A 14,248-nucleotide genomic window follows, 5' to 3' on the forward strand; every position below is an offset into this window, starting at 1 on the left:
GAGACCCTAGGCTCAAAAATAAGCAATGAAACATCGGTTTGCTTGCGTCCCTCACCACCTAAGAAAGGAGCAAAAAATCTTATCTCTTGATTTCTTCCATGACGTAAGCCTCAATCACATCATCAGTCTTGATATCATTGTAGCCATCGATCATCAATCCACCTTCGCGACCGTTTGTAACTTCTTTGACGTCGTCTTTGTAGTGTTTCAAGCTTGCGAGTTCGCCGTCATAGATAACGACACCGTCACGGATTACACGGACTTTAGAGTCACGGGTAACCTTACCGTTGATAACCATGAATCCACCGATAGTTCCCACTTTAGACACCTTGAAGGTTTCACGAATAACTGCTTCACCGATAACTTTTTCTTCGAATTCTGGATCGAGCATACCCTTCATGGCTTCTTCCATCTCTTCAATAACCTTGTAGATAATGCTGTGGAGACGGATTTCCACATCGTCAGCTTCTGCTTGTTGACGAGCTTGTGGCGTAGGGCGTACGTTGAAACCAACGATAAAGGCATTTGAAGCTTCGGCAAGTGTCACGTCTGATTCGTTGATGGCACCGACCGCTGAGTGGACGATGGTAACTTTAACACCTTCCACATCGATTTTTTGAAGTGAGGCAGAAAGGGCTTCAACAGAACCTTGTACGTCGGCCTTGATGATAACGTTAACTGATTTGAGTTCACCAGCTTTAAGCGTATCAAATAGGTTTTCAAGGCTGACACGTTGGGTAGCTTGACGTTGTTTCATAAGGGCACGTTTGGCACGTTCTTCACCTGCTGCACGCGCAGATTTTTCATCTTCATAAACGGCAAAGTGGTCACCCGCCATCGGTGCTTCGTTCAAACCTGTGATTGACACTGGGGTTGATGGGCCTGCTACCTTCACACGACGTCCAAGGTCATTAGTCATAGCACGGACACGACCGAAGGTATTTCCAACAACGATTGGGTCTTGGACATTCAAGGTACCTTGTTGAACAAGAAGGGTTGCAACCGCACCTTTTCCTTTATCCAAGCGCGCTTCGATAACTGTACCGATAGCACGAACTGTTGGGTCTGCCTTGAGTTCTTGGATTTCAGCCACAAGAAGGACTGTTTCCAGCAATTCTTCGATATTTTGGTTGAATTTAGCCGAGATTTCAACAAATTCAGAATCTCCACCCCAGGCGGTTGACATAACCCCATGCTCTGCCAATTCACCAATAACGCGTTCTGGGTTGGCACCTGGTTTATCAATCTTGTTGATGGCTACGATGATTGGAACGTTGGCTGCTTTTGAGTGGTTGATGGCTTCAATTGTCTGAGGCATAACCCCGTCATCTGCCGCTACGACCAAGATAGTAATATCGGTAACAGAAGCACCACGCGCACGCATTGATGTAAAGGCCGCGTGTCCTGGTGTATCAAGGAAGGTAATCTTCTTGCCATTTTCAACGATTTGGTAGGCACCAATATGCTGGGTGATACCACCTGCTTCTCCTGTAGCGACACGAGAATTACGTAGGGTATCCAAAAGGGTTGTTTTACCATGGTCAACGTGTCCCATGATAGTTACAACTGGTGGACGTTCAACTAACTTGTCTTCATTCAGATATCCATCTTCTACGAAGAAACGTTCAATGTCCGCATTATCCACTTCAACCTTTTGTTTGGCTTCGATACCATAATCCACCATGAGGAGTTCGATTGTTTCCCCATCCAAGGATTGGTTTTGTGTGGCCATGACACCCATCATGAAAAGTTTCTTAACGATTTCAGCTGGTTCACGTTTGATTCGTTTTGCGATTTCCGCAACAGTCATACCATCTGTATATTCAAATTCTGTTGGCAATTCATGGAATTTACGCTCTGTAACAGGTTTTGGAGCCTGATTACGGTTGTTCTTGTTATTGCCTTTTTTGTTCTTTTTGTTGTTATTCCAATTACTATTTTTTTGATTTCTCACTTGATTTTGACTACTTCGATTCTTTTGTTGTTTTCTAGGACCATCTTCTTCGTGATCGTAATCGTCACGATTTTTGTCTGGTCGAGCTTGTTTTTTACGACGTGTATCCACTGCAGCTTCTTTTTGCACAGGAGCTGTTTCAACCACTGCTTGAACTTGCTGTGCTTGTTGCGCTTGTTCAGCTAATTTAGCAGCTTCTTCAAAGATTTCCTCTGGTTCCTTGCGTTTGTTAGCTTGTGCCAAGGCTTCTTTAGCAGCCTGATACTGCTTGAAGCGTTCCTCACTTGAACGAGCGTACTCTGCATTTTGCTCTGCTTTTAGGGCTGCTGCACGGGCTTTAAAGTCAATACGTGGAGCCGCTTGATTTGGACGTTTGTCCTCTTGTTGACGGCGATCGTTTCCTCGATTTTGCTGACCTTGCTGTTTCTTAGCTTGGTCATTAAAGCGACGATTGTCGCGGTTGCCTTGACCTTGTTTTCCACCATTACGGCCATCGTTTTTCTGACGGTTTCCGTTTTGTTGTTGATCACGGTTATTGCCCTTATTTTGCTTGCGTCGTTCTGCCTGCTCTTTAGCACGGGCTTCACGCTCAGCCTTGAAATTACGGCTTTGCGGTTTAGCTACTACTTTTTCTGTTTTAGGAGCAACTGGCTCAGCTGGTTTTGCCTCTTCCTTAGGCACAGCTGGTTTTGCTGGCTCAGATTTCTCGGCTTTCTTTTCTGCACTTGCTTTTGGTACTGCAGGTTTTGCTTCTGCTTTCGGAGCAGCTGCAGACTTAAAGCTGGCAGCGATTTTTGCAGCGACAGCTTCTTCCACACTTGATGAGTGGCTTTTCACATCCAAGCCCAACTCTTTTGCACGCGCTACAACTTCTTTACTTTCTTTTCCAAGTTCTTTTGCGATTTCGTACAATCTTTTCTTAGACAAATCATGTCCTCCTCTTCTATTCCATAAGAGACCTCATTTTCTTTGTAAATCCAGCATCTGTTACAGCCAAAACCTTTCTTGATTTTCCGACTGCTATGCTTAATTCCAGTGTTGAAAACACGGTTACAATTTCTACTTGATAATACTGACTTTTATCTTGAATCTTCTTGGTCAAATTGGGGCCAGCATCATGGGCTAGAAAGACTAACTTGGCCTTGCCATCTTGAATGGCTTTGACCACTAATTCTTCACCCGATATAATCCGCCCTGCTCGCTGAGCGAGTCCCAAGAGATTGCTTATCTTTTGCTTATTCAAGTCCTAACTCTCTTCTTTTCACTTTGTGATCCACATAAGCGATCAACTCGTCATAAAAGCTTTCTTCAACTTCCATATTAAAGCTGCGGTTAAAGACTTTCTTCTTTTTGGCCTCTAGGGCTTCTGCATTGTCTAGCTTGATATAAGCGCCACGGCCATTGGCCTTGCCTGTCGGATCAATAAAGACTTGTCCTTCCTTGTTTTTGACAATGCGGAGCAAATCACGCTTATCAATCACTTCGTTAGATACAACAGACTTGCGCAAAGGGATTTTTCTTGTTTTCATCTTTCCCTCCTCTAGCAACTTTTATTCTTCGATAGTATCGTTTTCTGCTTCCAACTCTACTGAAGCAGCTTCTTCCATGGCTTCAAATTCGCTAGCAGACTTGATATCAATACGGTAACCAGTCAAGTGAGCTGCCAAACGAACGTTTTGCCCACGACGACCGATGGCAAGAGAAAGCTTGTTATCAGGTACAACAACCAAGGCACGTTTGCTGTCGTTTTCGTCAAAGATAACTTGGTCAACCTCAGCAGGAGCGATGGCATTGTAGATAAATTCAGCTGGATCTGCTACCCACTCGATAACATCGATATTTTCTTCGATTGGCACCATACGGTCGCTCTTTGCATCATAGCGAGCGGGGTGGAATTTACTAGTAATCTTCTTGATATTAGCACCACCGCGTCCAACAATTGTACCGATAGCATCCACGTTTGGATTATGACTGCGAACGGCAACCTTAGTACGGTCACCTGCTTCACGAGCCACGCTCATGATTTCAACAGTTCCATCATAAACTTCTGGAATTTCTTGTTCCATCAAACGTTTGATCATTTCTGGATGGCTACGGCTAACAAAGACGTTGACACCACGAGGGTTGTCTTCAACCTTGTAGACATAAACTTCAATACGATCATGAGAAGCAAAGACTTCTCCAGGGATTTGGTCTTGTTTTGACAATTGGGCTTCGATGCTACCAAGGTTGACATAGATAAAGCGGTTGTCAAAGCGTTCTACTGTACCAGACATGATTTCTTGCTCATGCTCTTTGTAAGTATTGTAAGTGATGGCACGTGTTTGCTTGCGCATTTTTTCCATGATGGTTTGTTTGGCAGATTGGGCTGCTACACGACCAAACTCAGCAGGTGCTTCTTCAAACTTGATTTTATCACCAAGTTCATAGGCTGAATTGATGGCAAGAGCATCTTTCAAGCTGATTTCTAAACGGCTATCAAATACTTCATCAACAACTTCACGGACAGTATAGACAGTAAAGTCCCCTGTCTTTTCGTTGAAATCAATAGCTACACTATCAGATTGACCATAGCGTCTACGGTAAGCAGAACGAAGTGATTCTACTACTGCGTCGATGATATCTTCTTTCTTGATTCCCTTGTCTTCTTCCAAAATGCGGAAGGCCTCTAGCATTTCTTTACTCATGTTCTTTTTACTTTTGAATTCTCAAAAGCTATCCTTTCTTTCTATAATTTTACTGCTAAACGTGCTTTTGATACCAAGTTATATGGAATTTGGACTGTTTTCTTGCGAGTTTTATCCATATATTCCATAGTCAACTCATCCTCTTCAAAGGACAACAAGGTTCCTTCAAAGACCTTTTGCTTATCGATGGCTTGGTAGAGCCCGACATGGATGTATTTCCCAACCGCCCCAGCAACAGCATCCTTGGTTTTCAAAGGACGCTCCAAGCCTGGACTGGTGATTTCTAGGAAATATTGTTCTGGGAAGGGATCTGGCTTGATAGTGTCTAGGACAGGGCTGATAATTTCTGTCAAGTCTGCCGTGTCATTCAAGGTAATTCCTTCAGGTTTATCTACAAAAATACTGAGAATCATGTCACTGCCAATCTTTCCATACTCGATATCCACGAGTTCGAAAGGTGCTTGGATGACAGGTTCTACAACTTCTCTGACTAATTCTACGATTGTTGCGATTATATCCACCTCCTCATAAGCAAGAGGCGAAGATATTTCCCCGCCTCTCTTTCTCATATTCTTACTATTAGTATAGCACGTTTGCCAACTTATGTAAAGCAAAAGCACTTATACAGCCTGATTTCAGGCTATTTCTTAAAATTCTGCCTCAACTCGGTAGATAACTTGCCCCTTATTGGAAAATTTTTGCTCGTATTCTGTCATGACATTGCCTTCAAAATCACTGGCATGTAAGTCTAACCAGACACCATTGAGCTTCATGCCATACTGAGAAAAGCTCACTAGGCTGTACTCAAACAAGCCACGGTTATCCGTCTTGAAATGAATTTCTCCATTTTCAGGCAAGATACGCTTGAAGGTATCCAAGAAGGTCTTGTAGGTCAAACGACGCTTTTCATGGCGTTTTTTTGGCCATGGATCTGAAAAGTTCAGATACAAGCGATCAATCTCACCATCTTCAAAATAGTCAGTCAAGTCAGAACCATCTACCCACAAGAGCTTGATGTTAGGCACTCCAACTTCAAGCACCTTGTCCAAAGCGTAGCTCAAAACAGACTTTTGAATATCAATCCCGATATAGTTGATGTCAGGATTTTGTTTGGCCATACCTGAAACAAAGGCACCCTTTCCACTTCCAACTTCTACATGAATGGGATTGTTATTGCCAAACAAGTCCCGCCATTTTCCCTTAGCTTCTAAGGGATTGAGGACTACATACTGGGGATTTGCCTCTAGTAATTCTGTCGCCCCTTTACGATTTCTAACTCTCATCTTCTCTTTCCATACTTGTCTCGGAAGTGACGCAAGCCATGGATCTCCCGATTGACATTTTCTAAATCTTGGTTCATATAATACTTGGAAATCTGGCTCAAATAAGAATATTGACCGTACCAATACAATTTATTTAATACCGTTTGATTGTACTTGTAACCGTAGTAGGTCAACCATTCCTTCCACTGATGTTCTGGAATATAATGGCAGAGCATATGAGCCACATCAAACATGCGGTCGGTCAAGCGAACCGAATCCCAATCTACCAAATAAATCAAGCCACTATCTGTCTCAATCCAATTACTATGTCGTACATCTCCATGGACAATGGTCGCATGGTCCTCTCTAAATCCTGGAATAGTCTGACGTAAATCAGCCATCACTTCACTGATAAAATGATTTTTACGCAAAGCATCTGGAGCCGTTTCTTGCCAAGACTGTAGTAAGTCTACAGGTGTTTCCATGGCATAGCCCAAACGACTCAACTGTGTCATCAAAGGACGTGAGCGATGTAGGCGGGTTAAAATATTGACGATTTGCTTACGATTCATATCATAGGGGGTCAATATCTTGCCTGTCAACCATTCTTGAGCACACATATCACGCCCATCTGCCAAACGGCGACTCCATAATAATTGTGGAGCAATTTGTTCTCTAGCTAGACCAGGTAGGATTGGAGAGGTGTTCATTTTTACAAAGATACGCTTCCCATCAGGATAGCTACCCATATAAGCCTTGCCACTTTTCCCAGGTATGGGAGTCAGTGTTAGCTCATTATCACCCAAATCCATTTCTTTCCTCCGTATAAAGTTTCCTTACTATTCTACTAGTTTTTGGCCTATTCGTCAACCGCTCCACACCCGATTCTCAAAGAAAAGCATCTGGATTAGCTCGGGCTATCATTATAGCTTGAAAAGGCAAGCACTGTCTTCTGCTTACCTTTTCATGATTTTTATAAATAATATAAGAGTGGCCAAGCATTGTAAAACATGTGAACTAGAGTAGAAACCCATAGGTTTTGGCTCTTTTTATAAGCAAAGCCCAGTAACAAGCCCCCAAGTAGATAAAAAATAAACGAAGGGACATTAGAAGGTCCATGCATGAAAGAAAAGAGAGAGGAAGTTAGCACAAGCCCTAACCAAGAATTGTCAAAAACCGCACCTTGAAGAAGTCCTCTGAAAATGAGTTCCTCCTGGATAGGTCCAAAAACTGAGGAAGTCAAAATCAAAGACAGAGAAATTCCTCTGCTGACTTCCGCCAAGTGTTGAACTCCTGCGCCAGAAGAAATAGCAAAAAAATGAATATAAACCAGCGTCTCAAGTACACTTAGAAGAAAGATTACAACGAAAAGCAAAAGTTCTTTCTTACTTAACATCCCAAAAGAAATCATTTCAAACTTTCTAGCATAAGCAACACTCAGCGAGGTTACTAGAAAACTTACAATAATCAATGCAGATTCATTTTGAAAAAAATCCCCGTGGTTAATCGTATAAGGAACTGTAATGACGATTAGTAATACTAAAAATCCAAAACAAAAGGCATGAAATTTATCAAAGAACTCCATAAAACAATCCTCCTCACCAAACAGACTTCCCTACAAGTCATCCTTTAGTGCTAGTCTTTCCAAAACAAACCATTTTAGTAACCAAAATCCAACCACATAGCCAGCTCCTAAGAAGATAGCCATCAAAGCTAGCATGGGATTTAGGAAATAAAAGACCACCACAGATACAAAGGTTAGCACAAAAACATTGAAGGCAATGGTGTCAGAAGCCAAGACTAGAATATAGGGTGTCAACCAGTCCAAAGTTTTTGAATCTAGAAAAAATAAGTGTTTATACATGATAACCTCCTCTATGACTGAAAAGCAAGCCTTTTGATTTTTTACCCCAAGACCCTATGTAGAAAAGTGAGCAAAAATGGTAAAGTCGCTACAATATTATTAATCACATGCACCGCATAGGATGGATAAATGCTCTTGGTATAGCGAGTCAAACCAGCAAAAATGATTCCAAATGTTGTAAAAATGAAAATATCTAACAAACTAGGCAGGATTGAAAAATGAGGAAGAGCAAACAAAATGGAAGGAAGAAGCAAATCAAGGCCAAATCGCGAATGTTTAAAGAAAGCATGTTGCAACAAACCCCTATAGATCAATTCTTCCATCAGTGGCACTAGAAAGAACAAAGTTATATAGATACCTAGCTCGGCAAAGTTGGTCCCACTATAACTAATCAATACGGCCCAACCTTCAGCAGTTGACTGAACATGTTTAGCTGTCTGAACGTTAAAAGAGATAACGTTAAAAGAGAGCTGGAGCACTACCACTAATACTGTCAAAATCGAATACCAAAGCCATTTTTTTCTTGGAATATGAAAGAGATAGCCATGGCCTGTCTTAACCAGAATCCAAATCATGACTCCGCTAAATAGCAAACTCAAGATATTTCGAATCCAGAAGAAATTTCCTATCTGAGAAGAAAATTGCCAATAATTTTGGACTATAAGCGTTAGCTGAGAAAGGCCAAATACGAAAAATAAGTAAGACAAGACTGCACTTATTTTGAAGAGAAGCTGATACTTTTTCATAGAAATCCTCCCCACTATCTACAAGACAGGATGACCTCCTCTTGCCAGACCATAGACTAGTCGCAGATTAAGAAGAAAGTTCCTCCCTACTTTTTATAATACTTCAATCCCCAAATGAGAAAAAGCATAATAATCAAGCAGAGGATGGCACCGATATAGGCAATTAATTGTTGATAGAATTCCCCTGCTGTGATACTTCTATACAAACAAATAATAGACATCAATCCTGTCAAGCCGATGAACATGAGCTGATTGGTTCTTAATTCGATCAAATCATCATTTACTTCTATTTAAGATCATCTCTTTTATGTTAATGTATGTTAACACTAAAAAACTAGTCAGGCCAATAATATTTAAAATGAACAGTAACGGGGTTAAGTCTCTAAAAAAATTATTCACTGACACTACAAGAAATACTATACATACTATAGTCGAAACTATTTTTTTCTTATCCATAATAGCTAAATCAATCATTTTTTCTCCTTTTGTATTTCTTATAATTAACATGACACGATATAATGGAAGTAATAATTAACGTACCTCCAATAATAAAGTTTAATAAATCCTGATGCTCTACAACTACGTACAGACCAAATAAACATAGGCCAAATTGCGAAATACAGTTTTGAAATTTCATCAAGCCCCCACCCCCATTTTACAAAATTGATATACACTCTAACTTGGTCCATACAATATACCTTATAAGTATTTACTATGAATAAAACCTATAAGATTAATACATTTCTTTTTTGTCTTGTTGCAACTTTGACAAGTTTAGTATATCATTGTTTTTTAAAATTTTTCATCCAAATCTTGAATAGTCATCCAGACATCTTAAATTGCAAAAACTTCATTAGCCACCTACTTTTTATAATACTTCAAACCCCAAATGAGCAGAAGCATGATAATTAAACAGAGAATAGCACCGATATAGGCAATTAATTGTTGATAGAATTCCCCTGCTGTGATTCCTCTATACAAACAAATAATAGACATAAAGCCTGTCAAGCCGATGAACATAAGTTGATTGGTTCTAGGACTAACCAAATCATCATCTTCAAACTCTCTTATCCTCATTTCCCTAGTCAGATAAACAGTGACCAAAATAGAAGCCAAGTTAATAACCACTAAAAGAAATTGGAAAACTAAGGAAAAATGTAAAAACTGACGAGATAGAAATAGATAAGTAGAGACAAGCAAGGGCAACTGCCCTAGGAACAATCTCGCAAGGAAGATATTCCGTTTTTTAGCAAGAAAAGCTTTCATTTCTTTGCTCCTTTCTTTTTAGTTAAAGTAACATAGATCATAACTGCAATCAAATAGGCTATAGTATAAAATAGCTGATACCAAATACTCTCCCTAAGCGGATAAAGAAAGATGGACATGATCAGATACAAGATAAAAATGATAAGTATTTTTTTCTTCATAAGATTTCCTCCTAAATGTATGCTTTATCTTAGTTGAGCAAGAACCTTTACACTGCTAGTATAGCACTCATTTTGATTTTGAATCACCCAAATCATAAATGGTCATCAAAACATCTTGAATTGTAAAAAATTTAAAAAAGCAAGCATGAAAAACATACTTGCCCTAAGGAAATTTAACAACGTAAAGACCTAAAATCGAAAGCTATTTACCCTCACTTCCGTCTGTTCTGATAGATTCTCATGATTGCAACCAGAATACAGGCTGTTCCACTTGCCAAAACCAGGAGGGTAATGATAATGTTGAGAATTTCAGGCGTTCTCTCTATTCTGTTGATAAGACGGATTAAAGACAATACTGTCAATAAGAGTAGAGCTACTGACCCTGTCCTAATTAAAGAAGCCATTCGGTTCTCAACCGCATATAAAAATGATGGTAACATAACACAGGCTATAGCAATCACAAACAGGTTGCTCCCTGTTTCTTCTCCCTTGTTCACCACGGAAATCATGAGAAGATTCGATGCTATAATCAACGTAGAACAGATGATAAAAAAGGATTTCTTATTCATATAGGATACCTCACAAACTAGAGTATATATTATTTTTGGTTTCTGAATGATATTCATTATTTTGGTAAGGAGAAAGTTCTTTGTTCAATTCAAGATGTTTCAATAACCATTCAAGATTTGGATGAAAATTTTTTAAAAATAGTACTATACTAAACTTGTCACATTTGCAACATATCAAGAATCTATATTCGGAGGCAAGTAATCATGAAAAATAAGATTTATTATATATCCAATATTTTTTATGGAATATTACTATTTTCTATTGGATTAACATCAAAAGTATTTATTTTTAGCAGTTTAATGTCCATAACTTTAATAACTCTATCTATAATAGGATTATTAAAAACTAAAAATAAAAAGTAGATATAGCAGAATTAGATTTCAAAAATTAGAACCCCCTCCCGATAGTTGATGATAGAGAAAATTATTTCATACAAGCAATTTACTGTAACTCAAAACTACTTTGATTAACTATTCAGCCATACAGACCGAGAAACAAGCACTCTCGGTCTTATTTTTTATCATTCTGTATGTATTATAGTAAACACCTGACGAAAGACTTGATCTTGACAGGTGGTATTGAGACTGGCATTGGGATAACTTTCCACAATCTTCATGACGGTATAGAGACCAACACCTCGGTCCTCCCCTTTAGAACTAACTCCAAAAGAGAAGATTTCAGAAACATCTATCCCCTCTTCTTTGATGGAGTTTTCAACGATAAAGGTTTCCTGTGCTCCATTTTTTATAAAGGCGATTGAGACACGAGGTTGACTGGCCTCTGCACTAGCTTCAATGGCATTGTCACAAAGGATAGACACAATAGTCAGAAAATCAAGCAGACTCATACTCTCGACTTGAATCTCCTCAGGAACTTCGACATTAAAGACAATATCCTTTTCTCTGGCTTTTAGAAATTTTCCTGCTAGGAGACTTTTAAGGGCACAATCCCGAACATTCACCAACCTACCTAGGTCATATTTATTGTCCTGCAATTTTTGGCTAGAATCCTTCAAGACGGAGTCGTAGACCTCTTTTATCTGCTCCATATCCCCCTCTTCAATGCCCAGACGTAAGCTGGTCAAGAGGTTGGCATAATCATGGCGAAAGCTCCGCACTTCCTTATAAAGCTCCTCTATATGCCGACTATAGCGTTCCATATCTCTATAGCGCAAGTCCTGCTCTTGGTTCAGTCTCTCATGGAGTTTGTCCTTCAAATAGGTATCCAATTTCTTGATAATCCCCATAAAAAAGAGCAGGTAAAACACTAGGATGAGATGGCGAACAGTCGTTGATTGGATGCTTTGTTCATATTCAAAGAAAGACAGATTTTCCATGACTAGATAGTAGGCCCCCATTATCCAGTTAATCGTAGTCAGGGACTTTTGAAAACCTTTATCGAGAATCTCCTTTCTCAAGCTAGTGAAATCATAGTCCAACCATTTCAAAAAGGCTAGAGAAATGAAGAAATTGAAAATTATTATACATAACCCAGTAAATGAGTAGTCATTATATACTTGCCCTTGTCCCAAAAATGGAAGCACAAAATAAGAAATACCTCTATAAAAGAGATTCACCAATATCATTGGAAAGAGACCATAAAAGAAAAGGAGTTTTTTAGGAAGCCCTCTTAACAATAAGAAAGATAAGCCGATGCCATACAAGGGTTCCATAAAATAAGATAGGTAAATATTTCCTACTATATAGCCAATCATTACAAAAACAAAGGCCAACAGTATCTTAAAAAGAAAGGCCTTAAAAATCCTCTCGAAAGTGAGACCAATTCCATCCACCTTAAAGAAAATGACAATTTCTAGCCCATTAGTAATAAGTGTATGCAATAATATCCAAGCAATATTCATAAACTCTCCTAGCTCAATGTAAGTTATTGATAGCCTCAGACACTTCCCTGACCTTATAACGCGCGATCAGACAGCTTCCGCTATTAGGAAAGAAAAGGAGTTTTTCTTTCTTATCCAAACGAACTACATTGGTTGGATTGATGAGGAAGGAGCGATGGCACTGCAAGAGACGTGGCTCCTGCTTGAGAACCTCCTCTAAACTCGCCGTAAATTCCAACCTGTCTGTCTTGGTATAGAGGATAACACGATGGGGTCTTGGGGATGTTTCGAGATAGTAAACCTCTTTAAAAGGATACTGGAATTGAGCAAATTTTGATTTAAAGTAAAAGCAATCGTCCGCCAGACTTTTACTATCTTGACTATTGGCATAGAGGAGGGCTGTCTCGATACGAGATTCAAACTCCTCTGCCGACAAGGCCTTATCAATGTAGTCCAAAGCTGAAACTTGGTAGCGAAAAGACAGGGGCATAAACTCTGAGTGAGTCGTCACAAAGACAATCAGGGCATAAGGATCCCGATCCCGAATCTTTCTAGCCACTTCCAGACCCTTCATCTCTTCGTTTCGAATCTCAATGTCCAAAAAGAAAAGCTGATGCGCCCCCTTCTCATGCACCTCTGCCAGCAGTTGGTTTGGCTTGCCAAAAACTTCAAAAGAACTGGGAATGATACTCTGTTTTTTCAAAAGTTTTTCAATCGTCGTTTCAATTCTTGCTTGTTGAGAAAAATCATCTTCTAAAACAAAAATTCTCATCTTCTTACTCTCCTTGTTTCAACCATTTTTGGCGAATTTCTCTATAACGACGTCTGGAATACTGAACAGCATATCGACCTTCTTCTCCAAGAAAAAGAGTCTTTGATTGGAGTTCCATGGATTTTACTCGTTCAAGGTTGACCAGACAATTCCGATGACATCTCGTTAAGGTTTCCCCATATTGTTTCTCAAGCTTGCTTAAATTTTGAAACAGATCAAAGCTAGCGTCTTCTGTAACAATCTGCACGGTATGGGCTTTACTTGGATGCGTTTGGATATAGTAGATATCCTTTATGTTTAATTTGAAAATTTCTTTCTCTTTTTGGATGATAATGTAGTTCATGGATAAAACCTCCTAAAAAGAGGATAGCATAAATCTAGAAACTATTTTTCACCAAATCCTAAACGGTCCTCAAAAATTCCTAAAGTGTTGAAGTTTTTACTAAATAACCACGATAACCTTACAACTATTTTATCATAAAATCCCGCTATTACCATTCAGGAAATTTCAATGACAATTAAAGATTTGTAGATAAAAAAAGAGTAAAAAGTGATAGGCTATGATTAGAAAGACAAAGGCTTAAAACAACTTTAAAACCATCACAAAGGAGGAATTCTCATGACGGATCCAGCCCCCATCAAAAAAGCTCAGACACTGATAACTGAGTTAAACAAAGCTTACCAAGTCTGCAAACAAGCAACAACTGACGATGTCCGCTTTCAGGAGCAACTGGACAATATCCTCCGCTTTCTCTCTAAAGCTGAGACAGTGGATAATCGATTCTTGATTGAGCTGGAAAAATTTTACCAAACTTCCAGTCTTCTCCTAGGCCTCAGTGCTCTCAATCCAGACGCTCCTACTCGCGCCGCTTGGAGAGCTTATGATCGCTTCCACTTTGACCAAGTCAAAACCAAGTTGAGTCTCTACGGACCAACCATTATCCTGTAGTAACTAAAAAGAAGCTGAGACAGATTGAACTCAACTTCTTTTTTAGTATCATATAAGCAATGTTATAGTCAATGAAAATCAAAGAGCAAACTAGGAAGCTAGCCGCAGGTTGCTCAAAGCATCGTTTTGAGGTTGCAGATGGATGCTGACCTAGTTTGAAGAGATTTTCGAAGAGTA

Annotated in this window: 15 protein-coding genes and 1 pseudogene; 1 reads left to right on the top strand and 15 read right to left on the bottom strand. The window is 39.5% G+C overall.

What is annotated here, in order from left to right:
- Positions 1-79: 79 nt before the first annotated feature.
- The 15 genes and pseudogenes from infB to QM959_RS04495 form a co-directional block, all read right to left on the bottom strand.
- Positions 80-2,881: a translation initiation factor IF-2 gene (gene infB / locus QM959_RS04425; protein ID WP_414371652.1), complete on the bottom strand. Its 2,802-nt coding sequence runs from the start codon at positions 2,879-2,881 to the stop codon at positions 80-82.
- A 16-nt stretch (positions 2,882-2,897) separates the two neighbouring features.
- A complete protein-coding gene (locus QM959_RS04430; RefSeq protein WP_033684789.1) occupies positions 2,898-3,197 on the bottom strand; it encodes a YlxQ-related RNA-binding protein in 300 nt (99 codons plus the stop codon).
- Entirely contained in the window at positions 3,190-3,483 is a 294-nt protein-coding gene (gene rnpM, locus QM959_RS04435; RefSeq protein WP_000857560.1) for an RNase P modulator RnpM, read from the bottom strand. Before rnpM ends, QM959_RS04430 begins: the two co-directional genes overlap by 8 nt.
- Positions 3,484-3,504: 21 nt before the next feature.
- On the bottom strand, positions 3,505-4,641 hold the full coding sequence (gene nusA / locus QM959_RS04440; RefSeq protein ID WP_247934950.1) for a transcription termination factor NusA: 1,137 nt from the start codon (positions 4,639-4,641) through the stop codon (positions 3,505-3,507).
- Between the two features lie 41 nt (positions 4,642-4,682).
- Entirely contained in the window at positions 4,683-5,162 is a 480-nt protein-coding gene (gene rimP, locus QM959_RS04445) for a ribosome maturation factor RimP (protein WP_414371773.1), read from the bottom strand.
- Between the two features lie 126 nt (positions 5,163-5,288).
- Entirely contained in the window at positions 5,289-5,924 is a 636-nt protein-coding gene (trmB, locus tag QM959_RS04450; RefSeq protein ID WP_001266102.1) for a tRNA (guanosine(46)-N7)-methyltransferase TrmB, read from the bottom strand.
- Positions 5,921-6,715 carry a cell cycle regulator CcrZ gene (gene ccrZ, locus QM959_RS04455; protein ID WP_414371655.1) on the bottom strand — a complete coding sequence of 265 codons (795 nt, stop codon included), beginning with the start codon at positions 6,713-6,715 and terminating at the stop codon, positions 5,921-5,923. Before ccrZ ends, trmB begins: the two co-directional genes overlap by 4 nt.
- Before the next feature lie 161 nt (positions 6,716-6,876).
- Positions 6,877-7,488 (bottom strand): lysostaphin resistance A-like protein, encoded by a 612-nt coding sequence (locus tag QM959_RS04460; protein ID WP_414371657.1) that lies wholly within the window; start codon positions 7,486-7,488, stop codon positions 6,877-6,879.
- Between the two features lie 30 nt (positions 7,489-7,518).
- A complete protein-coding gene (gene blpZ, locus QM959_RS04465; RefSeq protein WP_414371659.1) occupies positions 7,519-7,767 on the bottom strand; it encodes an immunity protein BlpZ in 249 nt (82 codons plus the stop codon).
- A 41-nt stretch (positions 7,768-7,808) separates the two neighbouring features.
- Entirely contained in the window at positions 7,809-8,513 is a 705-nt protein-coding gene (locus QM959_RS04470) for a lysostaphin resistance A-like protein (protein ID WP_414371661.1), read from the bottom strand.
- 86 nt (positions 8,514-8,599) lie between these two features.
- Positions 8,600-8,972 (bottom strand): annotated as a pseudogene (locus QM959_RS04475) (hypothetical protein).
- A gap of 402 nt (positions 8,973-9,374) precedes the next feature.
- Entirely contained in the window at positions 9,375-9,779 is a 405-nt protein-coding gene (locus QM959_RS04480; RefSeq protein ID WP_285306546.1) for an immunity protein, read from the bottom strand.
- A gap of 1,251 nt (positions 9,780-11,030) precedes the next feature.
- On the bottom strand, positions 11,031-12,371 hold the full coding sequence (locus tag QM959_RS04485) for a sensor histidine kinase (protein ID WP_414371663.1): 1,341 nt from the start codon (positions 12,369-12,371) through the stop codon (positions 11,031-11,033).
- Between the two features lie 13 nt (positions 12,372-12,384).
- Entirely contained in the window at positions 12,385-13,122 is a 738-nt protein-coding gene (locus tag QM959_RS04490) for a response regulator transcription factor (RefSeq protein ID WP_061862664.1), read from the bottom strand.
- 4 nt (positions 13,123-13,126) lie between these two features.
- Entirely contained in the window at positions 13,127-13,465 is a 339-nt protein-coding gene (locus tag QM959_RS04495) for a LytTR family DNA-binding domain-containing protein (RefSeq protein WP_414269641.1), read from the bottom strand.
- Positions 13,466-13,741: 276 nt separating this feature from the next.
- Here QM959_RS04495 and QM959_RS04500 point away from each other — a divergent pair, with 276 nt between their 5' ends.
- Entirely contained in the window at positions 13,742-14,071 is a 330-nt protein-coding gene (locus QM959_RS04500; RefSeq protein ID WP_414371666.1) for a helicase BlpT, read from the top strand.
- The last annotated feature ends 177 nt before the right edge of the window (positions 14,072-14,248 follow it).

The organism is Streptococcus mitis (assembly GCF_047459985.1).
GTDB classification, from domain to species: domain Bacteria; phylum Bacillota; class Bacilli; order Lactobacillales; family Streptococcaceae; genus Streptococcus; species Streptococcus mitis_DZ.

What these genes read in the sequence shown, in the direction of transcription:
- rnpM (WP_000857560.1), bottom strand. Translation starts at nt 3,483, where the DNA reads ATGAAAACAAGAAAAATCCCTTTGCGCAAGTCTGTTGTATCTAACGAA.
- nusA (WP_247934950.1), bottom strand. Translation starts at nt 4,641, where the DNA reads ATGAGTAAAGAAATGCTAGAGGCCTTCCGCATTTTGGAAGAAGACAAG.
- trmB (WP_001266102.1), bottom strand. Translation starts at nt 5,924, where the DNA reads ATGAGAGTTAGAAATCGTAAAGGGGCGACAGAATTACTAGAGGCAAAT.
- ccrZ (WP_414371655.1), bottom strand. Translation starts at nt 6,715, where the DNA reads ATGGATTTGGGTGATAATGAGCTAACACTGACTCCCATACCTGGGAAA.
- QM959_RS04460 (WP_414371657.1), bottom strand. Translation starts at nt 7,488, where the DNA reads ATGGAGTTCTTTGATAAATTTCATGCCTTTTGTTTTGGATTTTTAGTA.
- blpZ (WP_414371659.1), bottom strand. Translation starts at nt 7,767, where the DNA reads ATGTATAAACACTTATTTTTTCTAGATTCAAAAACTTTGGACTGGTTG.
- QM959_RS04470 (WP_414371661.1), bottom strand. Translation starts at nt 8,513, where the DNA reads ATGAAAAAGTATCAGCTTCTCTTCAAAATAAGTGCAGTCTTGTCTTAC.
- QM959_RS04480 (WP_285306546.1), bottom strand. Translation starts at nt 9,779, where the DNA reads ATGAAAGCTTTTCTTGCTAAAAAACGGAATATCTTCCTTGCGAGATTG.
- QM959_RS04485 (WP_414371663.1), bottom strand. Translation starts at nt 12,371, where the DNA reads ATGAATATTGCTTGGATATTATTGCATACACTTATTACTAATGGGCTA.
- QM959_RS04490 (WP_061862664.1), bottom strand. Translation starts at nt 13,122, where the DNA reads ATGAGAATTTTTGTTTTAGAAGATGATTTTTCTCAACAAGCAAGAATT.
- QM959_RS04495 (WP_414269641.1), bottom strand. Translation starts at nt 13,465, where the DNA reads ATGAACTACATTATCATCCAAAAAGAGAAAGAAATTTTCAAATTAAAC.
- QM959_RS04500 (WP_414371666.1), top strand. Translation starts at nt 13,742, where the DNA reads ATGACGGATCCAGCCCCCATCAAAAAAGCTCAGACACTGATAACTGAG.